The organism is Hymenobacter pini (assembly GCF_020421205.1).
Taxonomy (GTDB): Bacteria; Bacteroidota; Bacteroidia; order Cytophagales; family Hymenobacteraceae; genus Hymenobacter; species Hymenobacter pini.
In genome coordinates, this window is record NZ_JAIZZH010000001.1 from 1,215,225 (window position 1) to 1,230,334 (window position 15,110).

Below are 15,110 nucleotides of genomic sequence, written 5' to 3' on the forward strand. Positions count from 1 at the left end.
CACAGAGGCCCCGCGCTCAGCTGAGTGCGGGGCCTCTGTGTTTTCAGTAGCCGATAATACGGCTAGAAATCATCATCGTCGTAGCCGGAGCTGCGCCGGCCGCTGCCAGTGCGGTGGCTGCCGTAGCCGCTGTCTTCGTCATCGTCGTCGCCGAAGTCATCATCGTCGTCGTCGAGAGAGCTGAAGCCGCGGCTGCCGTCGGGGTCTTCGGCGGCTTCGGCAGTGGCATATTCGTCTTCTGTCATGCTAGCCAGGTCTAGGGCCTCATCGTGCGAGGAGCCGGTGTCGCGCCACATCAGGTAGTCGGCGTACTTGGCCGAGAGTTGGTCTTCGGAATTGCCACGGGTAGCATTGCCGCCAGTAGCGGCAAAATTATCTAGCTCATCGTCATCGAAGAGGTCGTCGTCGAGGTCGTCGTGTTGTCTCATGGCCTTGCTTAGGGGCGGTAAAGAGTGAAAAATTCCAGAGAAACCAGGGCAGTGTTGCAGGTGCGAAGATACGAGCGTAACGCCTGCTAAGGTTGCGGCAGCTGCTTCGAAAAACGTCCGGTCACGCTTTTTACACGAACAGAGGAAGTTCTGTTTGAAGTTTTTTCTCAGGAAGAAATGCCACAGCTCGGCTGCGGAACTAGCGGGCGGCCTGCGCGCCAAAATCGGTTATCCGAATCTGCTCAGGGCAGAAATCATACTCTTCGGGTACGTTGCTGGACACCAACACTGTGCGTCCCGGCAGCGTAGCGTGCACGTGTTCCAGGTACCAGGCCACACCGGTGCGGTCGAGGTTGGTAGTGGGTTCGTCCAGCAGCAGCAGGGGCGTATCGGCGTACAGGGCCAGAGCCAGCTTCAGGCGCTGCTTCATGCCGCTGGAAAAGTCGCGCACCAGCTTGTGGCGGGATTTCTCTAGGTACATCAGCGTAATCAGCTTCTCGGCCGATAGACCCGGCCGCAACGGCTTGAAGCGGGTATGAAACCGGATTAGCTCGGTCAGGCTCAGCTCCTCAATCAGCTCCAGGTACGGGGCCGCATACGACAGCAGGGGCGGAATATCATCCACGGCTACTGCGCGGCCGGCCACTTCATACGTGACGCTGCCCGCCGTGGGCAGAATCTGACCCGAAAGGGTATTAAGCAGCGTGCTTTTGCCTGCCCCGTTCGGACCCAGAATAGCTGTGGCCGTACCCGCCCAGAAGGTGTGCGTCAGGTTCCGGAAAATCCATTCCCGGGCAAACCGCTTGCTGAGGCTGGTGGCGGTAATCTGCATGGTGTATGGAGCTGCAAGCCACAAGCGGCAAGCTACAAGCGGCTAAGGGCCTAATTCATCGGCTAAATGCACGAGGAAAAAGCTAGTGGCTTGTCGCTTGTGGCTTGCAGCTATGATTCTTTACTCGCCTCCGCCGTTGCCGCCGCGGGAGTAGCCTTTGATAACCCCGCGGCCGGAGTTGCGGATGAAGTTAACTACCTCGTCGCGCTCCGGGGAAGGAGCCAGCTCCAGCTCAATCTGGTCGAGGGCGGCGGCATTGTTGAGGCCGCTGAGGAAGAGCAGGCGGTACAGCTGCTGAATTTCGGCAATCTTCTGGTCGGAGAAGCCGCGGCGGCGCAGCCCGATGCTGTTAATGCCCACATAGGTGAGTGGCTCGCGGCCGGCCTTCACAAAGGGTGGCACGTCCTTACGAATCAGGGAGCCGCCCGAAATCATGGCGTGCGGCCCAATGTGCACAAACTGGTGAATGGCCGACGACCCACCCACAATGGCGTAGTCGCCGATTTCTACGTGGCCCGCTACCTGCACCGTGTTGGCCAGAATGCAGTTATTGCCAATTACGCAGTCGTGGGCCACGTGCACGTAGGCCATCAGCAGGCAATTAGCTCCGATGACGGTTTTGAGCTTGTCCACAGTGCCACGGTTTACCGTCACGCACTCCCGAATAACGGTGTTGTCGCCGATGTGTACGGTGGTTTTCTCGCCGGCAAACTTCAGATCCTGGGGCTGCGCGGCAATAACGGCACCCGGAAAAATCTTGCAGTTTTTGCCAATGCGCGCCCCCGCCATAATCGTGACGTTGGGCCCAATCCAGGTGCCTTCCCCAATTTCCACATCCTTGTCAATGGTCGTGAAAGGCTCCACTACCACGTTCTGGGCAATGCGGGCTTCGGGGTGAATATAGGCGAGCGGCTGGTTCATTCTTTTCAATTAAAAATTGAGAATTAAGAATTTCGGGTGAAGGCTGTGGCTCTATCGTAAGGGATAAAGCCAGGGGTAGCGCTTCCTTCTTAACTCTTCTTCACAATGCTGGCCGACATTTCGGCTTCCATCACCACTTTACCGTTCACGTAGGCTTTGCCGCTCATTTTGGCAATGCCCCGCTTGATGGGAGCGGTCAGCTCGCATTTGAACAGAATAGTGTCGCCGGGTTTAACCATCCGACGGAAGCGGCAGTTTTCAATCCCCAGAAAATACGTCCAATAGTTCTCGGGGTCGGGCACCGTGTTCAGTACCAGAATGCCGCCCGTTTGGGCCATGGCCTCAATCTGCAGCACGCCGGGCATTACCGGGTTGCCGGGGAAGTGGCCGGTAAAAAACTGCTCGTTGAACGTTACGTTCTTCACGCCCGTCACCGTGGTTTCATCCAGATGGATGATCTTGTCAATGAGCAGGAAGGGGTAGCGGTGGGGTAGGGTGGCGGCAATCTTGTTGATGTCCATCACCGGCTCACGGGCGGGGTCGTACACCGGCACGGGGCTGGCGTGGGCCTCCATCATTTTCTTCTTGATGCGCTTGGCGAAGGCCACGTTGGCAGCATGGCCAGGGCGGGCCGCCAGAATCTGGCCCTTCAGCGGCCGGCCTACCAGGGCCAGGTCGCCTACCAAATCCAGCAGTTTGTGGCGGGCGGGCTCGTTTTTGTAGCGCAGGTCCACGTTGTTGAGGATGCCTTCCTTCTTTACGGCCACTTTGGGCTTGCCCAGCATGGTGGCCAGGTCGCCCAACTCCTCATCGCTCACCACGCGGTCAACCACCACAATGGCGTTGCTCAAATCACCGCCTTTAATAAGATTGGATTTGTAGAGGGCCTCCAGCTCATGCAGGAAGCAGAACGTGCGTGACGACGCAATTTCCGAGGCAAACTGGTCGATGTGGGTGAGGGAGGCATGCTGGGAGCCCAGCACCGGCGAGTTGTAATCCACCATCACCGTGAGGCGGTAAGAGTTCAGCGGCAGGCCGGCAATTTCCACGGCCCGGGCGTTGTCCACGTACCGGATTTCGTCGGGAATTTCGAAGTAGTTACGCAGGGCGTTCTGCTCTTCCAGGCCCACTTCCATCAGGGGCTTAATGAACTCAAAACTGCTGCCATCCATAATGGGCGGCTCGGGGCCATCCAACTGAATCAACACGTTATCCACCTGCAAGCCTACAAGGGCGGCCAGCGTGTGCTCCACGGTGTTTACGCGGGCACCGTTCTGCTCAATGGTTGTGCCGCGCGAGAGGTCTACTACGTTGTCCACGTCGGCATCCACGATGGGCTGGCCGGGCAGGTCGATGCGCTGAAACTTGTAGCCGTGGTTGATGGGAGCGGGGCAGAACGTCATGGTGGCCTGCACGCCGGTATGAAGGCCAATGCCACTCACGGTGACGGGGGCCTTGATGGTATGTTGCTTGTCGTTCATTTTCTGAGTTGACAGTTGTCAGTTGCCAGTTGCCAGTTATCAGGCCATCGGAACAACTGGATGGCCTAATAACTGACAACTGGCAACTGACAACTCAAATAGACTGCAAAGCTAGGGCTTTTCCGTTGCGCTTTGAGCACGCTCCAACTGGGTAAGGCGGCGCTCCAGGTCGGGTAGGTGACGGAATACGGCGTTGGCGCGCAGGCTGTCGCGCAGCTGGAAGGCGGGAGAGCCCTGCAGCAGAATACCTTCTTCCTTAATGGATTTGCCCACGCCCGACTGCGCCGTAACGGTGGTGCGGTTGGCCAAGCTCAGGTGACCGGCAATGCCCGTCTGGCCGGCCAGCACGCAGAAGTCGCCAATTTTGGTGGAGCCCGAAATGCCCGTCTGAGCCGCTACCACCGTGTGGCGGCCGATTTCCACGTTGTGGGCAATCTGCACGAGGTTATCAATCTTGGCTCCCTCGCGGATAACGGTGGAGCCCATGGTGGCGCAGTCGATGGTGGCGTTGGCCCCGATACTCACGTTGTCCTGTAGCACCACATTGCCAATCTGCGGGATGGTGCGGTAAGAGCCATCGGGCTGGGGCGCGAAGCCAAAGCCATCGGAGCCGATAACGGCCCCGGCATGCACCGTGCAGCGGCTACCAATAACGGTTTCGGCGTAGATTTTAGCGCCGGCGTACAGGATAGTACCGTCGCCAATTTTCACCCGGTCGCCGATGAACACGTGGGGGAAAATCACCACGTCGCGGCCAATTTCGCAGTTCTCGCCGATGTAGGAAAACGCCCCGCGGTAGTGGTTTTCGCCGATGCGGGCGCTGGCGGCCATGTAGGCCGGCTCTTCCACGCCGCGTTTGCCTGTGCGGGTGGCCTGCTGGTAAAACTCCAGCAGCGTGGTGAAGCTGGTATAGGGGTCGTCCACCCGAATGAGGGCCGCCTGGGTGGGCTGGCGCAGCTCCAACGTGCGGCTCACAATAACGGCCGTGGCCCCGGTGGTATACAGATGATGCTCGTATTTCAGGTTGGCCAGAAACGACAGGGAGCCGGTCTGGCCCTCTTCAATCTTGGCTAGTCGGTCGATGCGCAGGGAGGCGTCGCCTTCCACATTTCCGCGCAGTACTTCTGCTATCTGGCCTACGGTAAATTCCATCGGGCAAAAGTAAGCAAGTTTCTAGTTGCTGGTTTCTGGTTGCTAGTTTCTGGTTATTGATTGGAAATACTGCTGAGCTTCAGGTTACACTTTCCCAACGGGAACCAGCAACTAGAAACCAGCAACCAGCAACTCACAGGATTTCCTTGGGGTAACAGATGTAGTGCTTTTCCACGCGCTGGCTAATGGCGCGGATGTTGGGCAGGTCGGACGCTTCAGCTACGTTAACTACCCGGCCGCGCTTGGTAAGCACGTCGATGGGGTCTTCGCCGCCAATGTCGTAGGCATTGTTGCTGATGCGGCCGGTGAGCATGAGTTGGACGGCATCCTCGTGGGGTAGTTGGAAATGTTCAGCAATCAGCTCCACAATGCCCAGCTGAAATTCCTCATCAAACGGCTCCGACTGCAGCGTGATTTTGAACAGGTGCCGGTCTAGCAGGCTTTGGGCCAGGTAGTTCAATACTTTGTCGGGATGGTCGGCCCAAAGCTTCACAGCGCCCCACACGTCAGTATCATCCAAGCGGGTGAAGCGGCGCAGAATCTGGTCGTCATTCTCGAACTCCTGCTGCGTGACGTTGCGCGACAGGAAGAAATGCAGGTTGGGCGAGGCCGGCACCTGCACACCCGCCCGCACCAGGTCGCGGGCCCGCTCCATAATCCGAATCACCATCTGCTCGGCCGAGGTTACGGTTTTGTGCAGGTACACCTGCCAGTACATCAGCCGCCGGCTTACCAGAAAGTTCTCGATGCTGTACACGGCCTTTTCTTCCAGCACCAGCTTCTCGTCCACAACCGTCAGCATTTTGATGAGGCGGTCGGCGCCGGGGCGGCCTTCCTGCACACCAGTGTAAAACGAGTCCCGGTTCAGGTAATCCAGCCGGTCCATATCCAACTGGCTGCTCACGAGCTGGTGAAAGAACGGCCGCGGGTAGGTGCCCTCAAAAATCTGGATGGCCAGGTCCAGGGCCCCCTCAAACCGGGCGTTGAGCTTGTGCATCAGGTGCAGGCTAATGGCTTCGTGGTGCACATCATCAAAAATGCTGCGCTCCAGGGCGTGGGAGAGGGGACCGTGGCCGATGTCGTGCAGCAGAATGGCCGCCATAGCCGCCTCGCCTTCCTTAGCCGAAATCTTCACGCCTTTATCCTTGAGCGTGCGCAAAGCCAGCGTCATCAGGTGCATGGCGCCCAGGGCGTGGTGGAAGCGCGTGTGCAGGGCCCCGGGGTACACAAACATGGTGAGCCCCAGTTGCTGAATGCGGCGCAGGCGCTGGAAATACGTGTGCTCAATCAGGTCAAACAACAGCTCCGTGGGGATGGTGACAAAGCCATACACCGGGTCGTTGAAGATTTTCTTTTTATTCATGAGAAGGAGGGAGACCAGGGCCACGGAAGCGTCTGAAGCCCGGTAGAAAGGAACGGGAAAGTGGTTTTGGTGTTGTTAGTAGTTCCCGATACGCTGGGCCGGGTTAGAAGCCGCGGCCGTTGGTGTCGACATTTTTCGGCTACTTTACCACTGAGTTGGAGCGAAGTATAGGGCGGAGCGAATTTTATAAATCAAAAACCACGGATTGGGAGTAAAGCTACTTACGAAACTTCAGTTGCATTTTGCAGCCCATACTTGCAGCTACTGCGCAGGAATTGGTATCTGTATTTCGTAACGTGCGTTTAATGACGCGCCGGGCAGTGCCGGGCGCTACACCCCAAGTCCCCACCACATGCAATATTCGATTCTCTGGGCCGATGACGAAATCGACCTCCTGAAACCCCACATTCTGTTCCTTAAAGACAAAGGCTACGACGTAACCGGCGTGAACTCCGGGGCCGATGCCATTGAGGAAATTCAGGAGAAGACCTACGACATCGTATTTCTGGATGAAAACATGCCCGGCCTCACCGGCTTGGAAACCCTCACCGAAATCAAAGCCGTGCGGCCCACCGTGCCCGTAGTGATGATTACCAAGAGCGAGGAGGAGCACATCATGGAATCGGCCATCGGGGCCAAAATTGCCGACTACCTCATCAAGCCGGTTAACCCGAACCAGATTCTGCTGTCGGTGAAGAAAGTGCTGGATAATAAGCGCTTGGTGAGCGAGGCTACCAACAGCGGCTACCAGCGCGACTTCCGCCAGCTAGGTATGCAGCTTTCTGACCGCCTGAGCCCCTCGGAGTGGGCCGATGTGTACAAGAAGCTGGTGTACTGGGAGCTGGAAATCAACGAGACGGAGGGCAAAAGCATGGCCGACGTCTTCAACATGCAGAAGGACGAGGCCAACACCTACTTCGGCCGCTTTATCACGGAGAACTACGAAGACTGGGTGAACGGCGACGATGATGAAGCCCCGCTGATGTCGCACCAGCTGTTCAAGGAGCGGGTGTTCCCGATGCTGAAGGAAACCGGCGACACGCCCGTGTACTTCGTGCTCATCGACAACCTGCGCTACGACCAGTGGAAGGTGCTGGAGCCCATCATTGCCGAGCTGTTCACCGTCGATTCGGAGGAAACCTACTACAGCATTCTGCCTACCACCACAGCTTACGCCCGCAACGCCATCTTCTCGGGCATGATGCCGGGCGAAATCCAGAAGAAATACCCTAACCTGTGGGTATGGGATGACGATGACGAGGGCAAGAATATGCACGAGGCCGAGTTCATGGAAATCATGTTCCAGAAGAACAACCAGAAGGCCAAGTACAGCTACAACAAGGTGACCAACCTGCAGGCCGGCAAGGATTTGCTGGGCAAAATGGCCAACCTGCACAACAACTATAAGCTCAACGTCATCGTCTACAACTTCGTGGACATGCTCAGCCACGCCCGCACCGATATGGCCATGATCCGGGAGCTGGCCGCCGACGAGTCGGCGTACCGCAGCATTACCCGTAGCTGGTTTCTGCACTCGCCGCTGTACGAGATGATGCAGCAGATTGCTGAGCGCAAGGGCAAGCTCATCATCACCACCGACCACGGCACCATCCGGGTGAAGCGGCCCTACAAGATTGTAGGCGACCGGAACACGAATACCAACCTACGCTACAAGCACGGCAAAAACCTGGGCTTCGATGACTCCCGCGACGTGTACACCGTGCGCAAGCCGGAGCGCATCTTCCTGCCCCGCGAAAACGTGAGCACCGCTTATGTGTTCACCGTGGGCGACTACTTCTTCGCCTACCCCAACAACTACAACTACTACGTGAACTACTATAAGGACACGTTCCAGCACGGCGGCATTTCACTGGAGGAATGCATTATCCCGTACGTGGTGCTCAGCCCGAAAGGGTAGTGGTACAGTAAGTCAAAAAGCAGAAAAGGCCGGTCACTTGACCGGCCTTTTTGATTAGTTACATAGCCAATGGCCGTTGTGCCGGTGATGATATGGAAAATGTACCTCAGTTTCGTCAGCACCTTGCTGTAGCTGAATCAGAGCCGTGCGGGTTTGGCTGCGGTGCCGCGCCCAAAGCAATCGGGTAAACACTTTACCTGGTTGATAAAGCCGATACGCAAAGCTGCTATAAAGCCGGATGCGTCCACGTTGCCGGGCTGTCCATGCCCAGCGCTTTTTGGGTTGTTTCATGTGAGTGTAGGTTGGTACCTACAGCTCATGCCAGGTAGCTGAGTAACGCTGCATCGGGAAATAAGTAATGGAGTGGCACTGCAGAAGCTAACTTACAATAATTACTCAGCATGCTGCGCATTACACATACGTGCTGGATTAACGTAATCATAACCCAATAACAATCAGTGGGCTATTGCGGAAGCGGCAGCTGTTCAGTAACTTGATCCTCCCGCGACCCTAACGCCCTGCTACTATGAAACCAACCACTACTGCCGTTGTGCTCATTGAGTTTCAGAACGATTTCACCACGCTCGGGGGCTCCCTGCACGAGGCGGTGAAAACGGTGATGAAGAAAACGGATATGCTGGCTAACACCGAGGAGTTAGTGCGGCAGGCCCGCAACTTCGGGACACTCATCGTGCACGTGCCCATCCAATTTTCAGAGAACTACCAGGAACTGAGCCCGCGCCCGTACGGCATCCTAAAAGGCGTGGTAGATAGCAACTCGTTTCGAAAGGGCTCCTGGGGCGCCGATATTGTGGATACGCTTAAGCCCCAGCCCGACGATATCATCATTGAGGGCAAACGGGGGCTTGATGGCTTTGCCAGCACCAATCTGGATTTCGTACTACGGCAGCGCGGCATTACCCACGTAGCCTTGGCCGGCTTCCTCACCAACTGTTGCGTCGAATCCACGATGCGCACGGCCTATGAGCTGGGCTACCAGGTGCACACCCTCACCGATTGTACGGCCACGCTCAGCGAGGAGGAACAACGGTTTGCCTGCGAAAAAAACTTTCCCATGTTCTCTAGGCCCGTTACGCACCGGGAGTTTCTGGAGCAACTCTCCGCCCTCGAGCAGCCTGAGCCGGTGGGCGAGGGGCGGGGCTATTATTAAACAAGATATTAATCTGTAGAACTTGTCATTCCGAGCGAAGCGAGGAATCTGGGTTTGCCGCCAGAGGCCAAACCCAGATTCCTCGCTTCGCTCGGAATGATAGTGTATAGCCAGTTATTGCCCACCGGCGCGGCGTTTCTCATCCTCGGCCCCGCCACCCCGGCGTTTGGCAGGAGCCAGCTTGTCATTACCGAAGCGGTAAGTGAAAGCCACCGTACCCTGCCGGGAATCCTGACGCTGGTAGAACCGCTCCACGTAGGTATCGTACTCCGACACGGCATGAATGGGGCTGGTGAAGAAAATATCGGCCATGCTCAGTTTCAGGGTGGCTTTGCGGTTCCAGAAGGTTTTCTGCACCCCGGCGTTTATTTCGCCGTTGGGCCGCACTTTCAGGAAGCCGTAGATGTCGCGGGCCTGGTAGTCCCCATTCAGTTCGGCGCTCCAGCCTTTACCCAGCGTAAAAGTGTGGTTAGTAGTAAGGGTGAAGGAGCCCCGGCCCCGGTTCAGGTTCGTGCCGGCCAGGTTGCCCTCAAAGCGGCTGTAGTAGAACACGGCATTGTTGTACATGGTCCACCACTTAGCCACTTCTACCGGTACAGTGAGGGTAAGGGCGTAATAGCGCTGGCGGCTCAGGTTCTGGGTCGTCGATACCACGGTGCTGTCCGTTTCCGGCTGCACCACCTGAATCAGCGGGTTGCTGGTGACGCTATAGCTGAGGCCAGCGCTGTACTTCTGCCGGAAAGTGTGAGTAAGCTCGGCGTTGTAGCTGGTTTGCGGGCGCAGGTTGGGGTTGCCGGCCCCCGAGGTTGTCTTGTCAATTATCACCCGGAAAGGGTTCAGCTGCCCATAGGATGGCCGGTCGATGCGGCGGCTCAGCGAAACACTGGTTTCGTGCTTGTCTGAAAACGTCCGTTTCAAGGCGGCACTCGGGAATAGTTGGAAGTAATGCCGGCTAAAATTGGCCGTCTGGCCCGCCTGCACCACATCCTGCCGGCCCTCGGCGTTGGTCTGCTCGCCACGCAGGCCCGCTTGTAGCGTGTACTTAGGCTGAGAATAATTCAGGTTCACGTAGCCCGCGTTAATGTTCTCATCGTAGCGGAAGCGGTTGGAACGGTTAGGGTCTAGCTCCCCATCCGTGAAAAACTGCACGTCGTTGTCTGCTGATACCAGACTGGTTTTGGCCCCGGCATCTACCCGCAGCTGTTTGGTCAGGAACTGCGTGTAATCCATCTTCGCCGACTGGATGGTGAGCGTGCCCTGCTGGTCGCCGGTAATTACCTCACCCACCTGCTCATCCCCGTTGAAACGGGTTTCCAAGCGCTGGTCCCGGTTGGTGCGGTAGCGGGCATAATCGGCATCGGCCGATAGTTCCCGCGTGCCTAGCGTATCCTTGAAAGTGTGGCGCAGGCTAAGGTTGCCGGCCGCGTTGGGCGTACGGCCCACCCGGTAGTTGGTGGAGTTGTACTGCTGCAACTGGTTGCGCACCACATCATTGATGTATGTGGTGTTGCGTCCCTGCTGCACGTTGCGGTTAGCCAGCCCACTCACGGCCCCGCCAAGCACCGTGCGCTCCGTCAGGTTGTAGTCGATGCCGGCTTTCCAGGTGTGCGCGCGCAACTGGAAAGGGGAGCGGTTGTCCTGGTCGGTTACTTGCACTAGCTGGCGGTTTGCCTCGCCGGCAGTACCCGGCTGGTAAAAATCCCGGTGAATGGTCAGGCGCGGCTCTCCTGATCGGTCAGTGTAGTTGTAAGAGCCAAACAGATTGTACTTCTGTTGGCGGTGGTTCAGGCTCAGGCCCGCGTTGTACTTGTTGTACTGCGTGCGGCCGTAGCTGGTGTTCAGGCTGCCATTGGTGCCTACCCGCTGGTCTTTTTTGAGGTTGATGGCAATGATGCCGGCCCCCCCCTGGGCGTCGTACTTGGCCGGTGGGTTGGTAATCAGCTCGATGCTCTTGAGCTGTTCGGCTGGCAAAGCGCGCAAGTAGTCGGCCAGTTCAGTACCCGTCATGGGCTGGCGCTTGCCGTCAATGAGCACCAGAATTCCCTGCTTGCCGCGCAGGGCCAGGTTGTCGTTGCCATCAATGGTAACGCCGGGGGAGCGGCGCAGCACATCCAGGGAGGTGTTGCCGGCCGCCAGCGTCGAGCCTTCCACGTTCACAATGGTGCGGTCGGCTTCCCGCTCAAAGGTGGGGCGCTGGGCCGTAACGGTTACTTCCTTAAGGGCAGTAGCAGCATTGGGCTGCAGACTGAGAGTGAGCGGAATATCCTGCCCGGCCACGGTAAATGGCCCCGCCCAAGCCCGCACAAACCCTACCTGGGCTACCGATACCAAATACCGTCCGCTGGCTGGCTGTTCAAATTGGAAAAGACCTTTTTCATCGCTGAATTCGGTTTTCACGGCTACGGAATCGGTGGCGCGGTGCAGTACCACCGTGGCAAATTCTACCGGGCTACCATCGGTGCTTTTTACCAGTCCGTTTACACGCTGAGCCCAAGCCCCCGAGCTAAGCAGAACGGCCGGAAGCACCAGCCAGCCACCACGTGTTGGTTTCATAGGAATAGAGAGAAAGAGTGGGAAAATGAGGGCAAAGCTTCGCCAACCACCCCAGGCATGCATTTTTTGCCGGATAGTAGAAGCGGGTTGTTATGAAGTACGAATTGTTTCGTATCAAACGTACGAAAATATTCGTATATCAAACTATTTCTATTCGGTTTTTTGTGGGAAGGACTATTCTGGGGGCTTGGCGCAGTTGGTTGCTATTTGTTCCAGCAGAAACCGCAGGGTATTCAGGTCATTCTCGCTGAGCCCCTGCAGCGCAACGGCCCGGTTATTGAGCACCACCGGCTCAACCGCCGCCAGTGTTTGGTGCCCGGCCTTGGAAACTCGCAGCCGGGTGCGCCGACCATCCTGAGGGAGAGGCTCCGCCTGCAGCAACCCTCGCTCCAGCAACAGCCGGATGATGCGGGCCACCGATGCCTGGTCCTTAAATACCCGCTCCGCAATGTCGGTCTGGGTAAGGTCGTCGGTTTCCTCAATCACCTGCAGCACCAGCCATTGGTCGATGGTAATGGCAATACCGGCCCGGTCGATGTTGGCTTGGGCCATGCGCCGGTATTGGCGGATGGCTTTGTCCAAAGAATAGAAAAGGATGGAAGACAGCATACTTGTATGATATATCATATAGATGCATGATATATCATAAAGGTTGCCTTAGAGTAGAAATGATTTCAGCCGATAGCGCAAATACACACTCAAGCCGCCATTCTCCCGGTGAGAAGCATCGGCGGCTCAAGTAAGAAACAAGAGCAGCGTGTTACTGAACCCCAGCGGCGCGGCGCTTTTCGTCTTCGGCGCTGCCTGCCCGTCGCCGGGCAGCCGTTACTTTGTCGTTGCCAAACTTATAGGTTAGAGATGCCGTGATAACGCGGGAATCCTGGGCCGAGCGGAACGATTCGCTGAGCGGGGCGTAGCGGGCAGTGGCGCGCAACGGCAGGGTGTACAAGGCATCGGCGGCGTTGAGCTTCAGAGTAGCCCGGCCTACAGTTTTCTGCACGCCCAGTCCCACCTGCCCAAAAGAGTGCACCAGTTGATAGCCGTAGCGCTCCAGCGAGTTGTAGCTGCCACTGAGCTCGGCGCTCCAGCCTTGGGGTAGCGTGAAGGAAGAGTTAAGGCTCAGCACCGCTCCGGGCTGGCTGGGCGGCAGTGCCGAGCCTTGCAGGCGGCCCCGGAACCTAATGTAGAATACCTCGGCGTTGGCGTAGAGCTTCCACCAGGCCGTGGGCGCGAAGGGCGAAGCCACCGTGAGGCCCCAGTAATCCTGGCTGCTGAGGTTGACGTCGGTAGCGGCAATCAGACCGTCGGCATCCAGCAGATACACTCCCAGAATAGGCCGGCGGGTGTGGGTGTAGCGTAGCGCGGTAGTGGTTTGCTGCCGGAATGTGTGGGTCACCTCAGCCTGGGTGCTTATTTGGGGCCACAGGGCGGGGTTGCCCACGCGGTAGGAAGTGGGGTCAACGTAGGAGCGGAAGGGGTTGAGTTGGTTGTAGGTGGGCCGGTCGAGGCGGCGACTGAGGGAAAAGGCCAGTTGATGCGCCTCGTTGAGGGGCCGCTGAAGATTGACGGACGGGAACAGCTGGAAATACTGCCGGCTGAACTGTTGGTTGCTCACCGCCTGCCGGCCCAGCGTACTGGTGTACTCGGCCCGCAAACCAGCCGATATACTGAGTTGGGGGCGGCTACGGCTCAGCGTCAGGTAGCCCGCCCGAATGGCCTCTTCGTAGCGAAACTGATTGGAGAGTGTCGCGTCGGGCTGCGTCGGGGCCCCGTTGAGGCTGCGCTCAAACAGCACATCATTGCGCGAGGTTACGCGGCTGAGCTTCAGGCCGGTTTCCAGCCGAATACCGCGGCGCAGGTTGCGCACGTAATCGGTTTTGGCACTGAGCAGGGTAAGGGTGCCGTGCTGGTCACCGAGCAAGCGGCTGACCGTTGGTGTGCTCCGGAGTATCGGAGTGGCTACTAAATCAAGCGTGCGGGTAAGCTGGTAGCGGCCGGCGTCGGTATCCACGGTAAGCACCGGAGTGCCTAGAGAGTCTTTGGGGAAGAGGTGCCGTAGCAGCACGTTGGCCGTAACATTGGGCGTGAGCAGGTTGCGCTGGTTCTGCGCCACCACGATATCTGCGAGCTGGTGCTGGCCGTCAAACACCCGCGACTCATTCTGGCCGTCGGAGGGTAGACGGCTGACCAGCCCACTCACCAGCAGCCCCAGGTTGGTACGGGAACTCACAGCTACATCGGCCCCGCCCCGCCAAGTGTGCGACTGCAGGTGGCCGCGGGTGGTATTTGCCTGCTCCAGGTAGCGCGCCGCCCGGTTGTCTTCCAGGTACGTCCGGTCAATAGTTAGGCGCTGCCAGGTCTGGCGGTCGGCGTAGGCGTAGGAACCGTACAAATTAACGTGTTTGCGGCGGTAGTTCAGGTTTAGGCCGCTGCTGAACTTGCCGTAGCGGCCCCGGCCGTAAGCGGCGTTGGCGCTGCCGTTCAGGCCCAGGCGCTGGTCTTTTTTGAGGTTGATGGCAATAATGCCGGCCCCGCCCTGGGCATCGTATTTGGCGGGTGGGTTGGTAATCAACTCCACGGTAGCCACCTGCTCGGCGGGCAGGGCCCGCAGCATGGCAGCCAGCTCAGTACCCGTCAGCGGTACTCGTTTGCCATCCACCAATACTAGCAGCCCCTGCCGGCCCCGTAAAGCCAGGTTATCGTTGGCGTCGAGGGTGACGCCGGGGGCCCGACCCAGCACATCCAGAGTGGTATTACCGGCGCTGAGTACGCTGCCCTCCACGTTCACCACGGTGCGGTCGGGTAGCCGTTCGTACAAAGGGCGTTGGCCGGCTACGGTCACTCCGCGCAGCTGCGTGGCGGTACCAGCTTCCAGCCGAAATTCCAGCGGGGAGAGAGGTACGTTGCCAAGAGCCAGCGGGCCCTGCCAGCTGCGGCCATAACCTACCTGACTCACGGAAACCAAGTAACGCCCGGCGGTAGGAACCAGCAGTTGAAACCGGCCTGCCGGGTCGCTAAATTCGGTTTTGACTACTGCCGAGTCGGCCGCGCGGTGCAGGGTGATGGTGGCAAACTCCAGAGGTCCGGTGGTGGTACTCACCACGCCCGATAACAGCGCTGGCCCACTCTGGCCTTGCGCCATGCCAGCCATCAGGGCCAGCGCCGTACACAGTATAGAACCAGCCAGCGGCCGGGTTAGAAAGCAATGCATTGGTACACGTTCCGGTTGGTTGTGAGAATCGGAAAGTGCAATAGGAGCGGGAGGGGCGGAGGAATGGCAGAGGCCCTATA

Annotated in this window: 12 protein-coding genes; 2 read left to right on the forward strand and 10 right to left on the reverse strand. The window is 58.1% G+C overall.

Annotated features, from left to right (window positions below):
• Positions 1-62: 62 nt before the first annotated feature.
• From LF252_RS05070 to LF252_RS05095, 6 genes are all read right to left on the reverse strand, one after another.
• Positions 63-428, reverse strand: a complete 366-nt coding sequence (locus LF252_RS05070) for a hypothetical protein (protein WP_226268330.1) — start codon at positions 426-428, stop codon at positions 63-65.
• A 199-nt stretch (positions 429-627) separates the two neighbouring features.
• Complete coding sequence (locus LF252_RS05075) at positions 628-1,260, reverse strand: ABC transporter ATP-binding protein (protein WP_226268332.1); 633 nt, start codon at positions 1,258-1,260, stop codon at positions 628-630.
• Positions 1,261-1,380: 120 nt separating this feature from the next.
• On the reverse strand, positions 1,381-2,181 hold the full coding sequence (lpxA, locus tag LF252_RS05080) for an acyl-ACP--UDP-N-acetylglucosamine O-acyltransferase (RefSeq protein WP_226268333.1): 801 nt from the start codon (positions 2,179-2,181) through the stop codon (positions 1,381-1,383).
• A gap of 89 nt (positions 2,182-2,270) precedes the next feature.
• A complete protein-coding gene (locus LF252_RS05085; protein ID WP_226268336.1) occupies positions 2,271-3,662 on the reverse strand; it encodes a bifunctional UDP-3-O-[3-hydroxymyristoyl] N-acetylglucosamine deacetylase/3-hydroxyacyl-ACP dehydratase in 1,392 nt (463 codons plus the stop codon).
• Positions 3,663-3,773: 111 nt separating this feature from the next.
• Positions 3,774-4,814 carry a UDP-3-O-(3-hydroxymyristoyl)glucosamine N-acyltransferase gene (gene lpxD / locus LF252_RS05090; RefSeq protein ID WP_226268337.1) on the reverse strand — a complete coding sequence of 347 codons (1,041 nt, stop codon included), beginning with the start codon at positions 4,812-4,814 and terminating at the stop codon, positions 3,774-3,776.
• A 133-nt stretch (positions 4,815-4,947) separates the two neighbouring features.
• Positions 4,948-6,177 carry an HD domain-containing protein gene (locus LF252_RS05095; RefSeq protein ID WP_226268339.1) on the reverse strand — a complete coding sequence of 410 codons (1,230 nt, stop codon included), beginning with the start codon at positions 6,175-6,177 and terminating at the stop codon, positions 4,948-4,950.
• Positions 6,178-6,529: 352 nt separating this feature from the next.
• On the opposite strand from LF252_RS05095, the gene porX reads away from it, so the two are divergent.
• A complete protein-coding gene (porX, locus tag LF252_RS05100) occupies positions 6,530-8,095 on the forward strand; it encodes a T9SS response regulator signal transducer PorX (RefSeq protein WP_226268341.1) in 1,566 nt (521 codons plus the stop codon).
• 54 nt (positions 8,096-8,149) lie between these two features.
• On the opposite strand, the gene LF252_RS05105 is transcribed toward porX, so the two are convergent.
• Positions 8,150-8,386 carry a hypothetical protein gene (locus LF252_RS05105; RefSeq protein ID WP_226268343.1) on the reverse strand — a complete coding sequence of 79 codons (237 nt, stop codon included), beginning with the start codon at positions 8,384-8,386 and terminating at the stop codon, positions 8,150-8,152.
• A 235-nt stretch (positions 8,387-8,621) separates the two neighbouring features.
• Here LF252_RS05105 and LF252_RS05110 point away from each other — a divergent pair, with 235 nt between their 5' ends.
• Positions 8,622-9,266, forward strand: coding sequence for a cysteine hydrolase (locus tag LF252_RS05110; protein WP_226268345.1), 645 nt, complete (start codon positions 8,622-8,624; stop codon positions 9,264-9,266).
• A gap of 114 nt (positions 9,267-9,380) precedes the next feature.
• Here LF252_RS05110 and LF252_RS05115 read toward each other — a convergent pair whose 3' ends face one another.
• The 3 genes from LF252_RS05115 to LF252_RS05125 form a co-directional block, all read right to left on the reverse strand.
• The gene (locus LF252_RS05115; RefSeq protein WP_226268347.1) at positions 9,381-11,819 is read right to left on the reverse strand and encodes a TonB-dependent receptor domain-containing protein; all 2,439 of its coding nucleotides are present in this window, start codon (positions 11,817-11,819) and stop codon (positions 9,381-9,383) included.
• Positions 11,820-11,993: 174 nt separating this feature from the next.
• Entirely contained in the window at positions 11,994-12,401 is a 408-nt protein-coding gene (locus tag LF252_RS05120; RefSeq protein WP_226268349.1) for a MarR family winged helix-turn-helix transcriptional regulator, read from the reverse strand.
• Positions 12,402-12,579: 178 nt separating this feature from the next.
• Positions 12,580-15,030, reverse strand: a complete 2,451-nt coding sequence (locus LF252_RS05125) for a TonB-dependent receptor (protein WP_226268357.1) — start codon at positions 15,028-15,030, stop codon at positions 12,580-12,582.
• Between the last annotated feature and the right edge of the window lie 80 nt (positions 15,031-15,110).

Coding starts and splice junctions, on each gene's coding strand:
- LF252_RS05125 (WP_226268357.1), bottom strand. CDS start 15,030: ATGCATTGCTTTCTAACCCGGCCGCTGGCTGGTTCTATACTGTGTACG.
- LF252_RS05095 (WP_226268339.1), bottom strand. CDS start 6,177: ATGAATAAAAAGAAAATCTTCAACGACCCGGTGTATGGCTTTGTCACC.
- lpxA (WP_226268333.1), bottom strand. CDS start 2,181: ATGAACCAGCCGCTCGCCTATATTCACCCCGAAGCCCGCATTGCCCAG.
- lpxD (WP_226268337.1), bottom strand. CDS start 4,814: ATGGAATTTACCGTAGGCCAGATAGCAGAAGTACTGCGCGGAAATGTG.
- LF252_RS05070 (WP_226268330.1), bottom strand. CDS start 428: ATGAGACAACACGACGACCTCGACGACGACCTCTTCGATGACGATGAG.
- LF252_RS05110 (WP_226268345.1), top strand. CDS start 8,622: ATGAAACCAACCACTACTGCCGTTGTGCTCATTGAGTTTCAGAACGAT.
- LF252_RS05115 (WP_226268347.1), bottom strand. CDS start 11,819: ATGAAACCAACACGTGGTGGCTGGCTGGTGCTTCCGGCCGTTCTGCTT.
- porX (WP_226268341.1), top strand. CDS start 6,530: ATGCAATATTCGATTCTCTGGGCCGATGACGAAATCGACCTCCTGAAA.
- LF252_RS05075 (WP_226268332.1), bottom strand. CDS start 1,260: ATGCAGATTACCGCCACCAGCCTCAGCAAGCGGTTTGCCCGGGAATGG.
- LF252_RS05085 (WP_226268336.1), bottom strand. CDS start 3,662: ATGAACGACAAGCAACATACCATCAAGGCCCCCGTCACCGTGAGTGGC.
- LF252_RS05105 (WP_226268343.1), bottom strand. CDS start 8,386: ATGAAACAACCCAAAAAGCGCTGGGCATGGACAGCCCGGCAACGTGGA.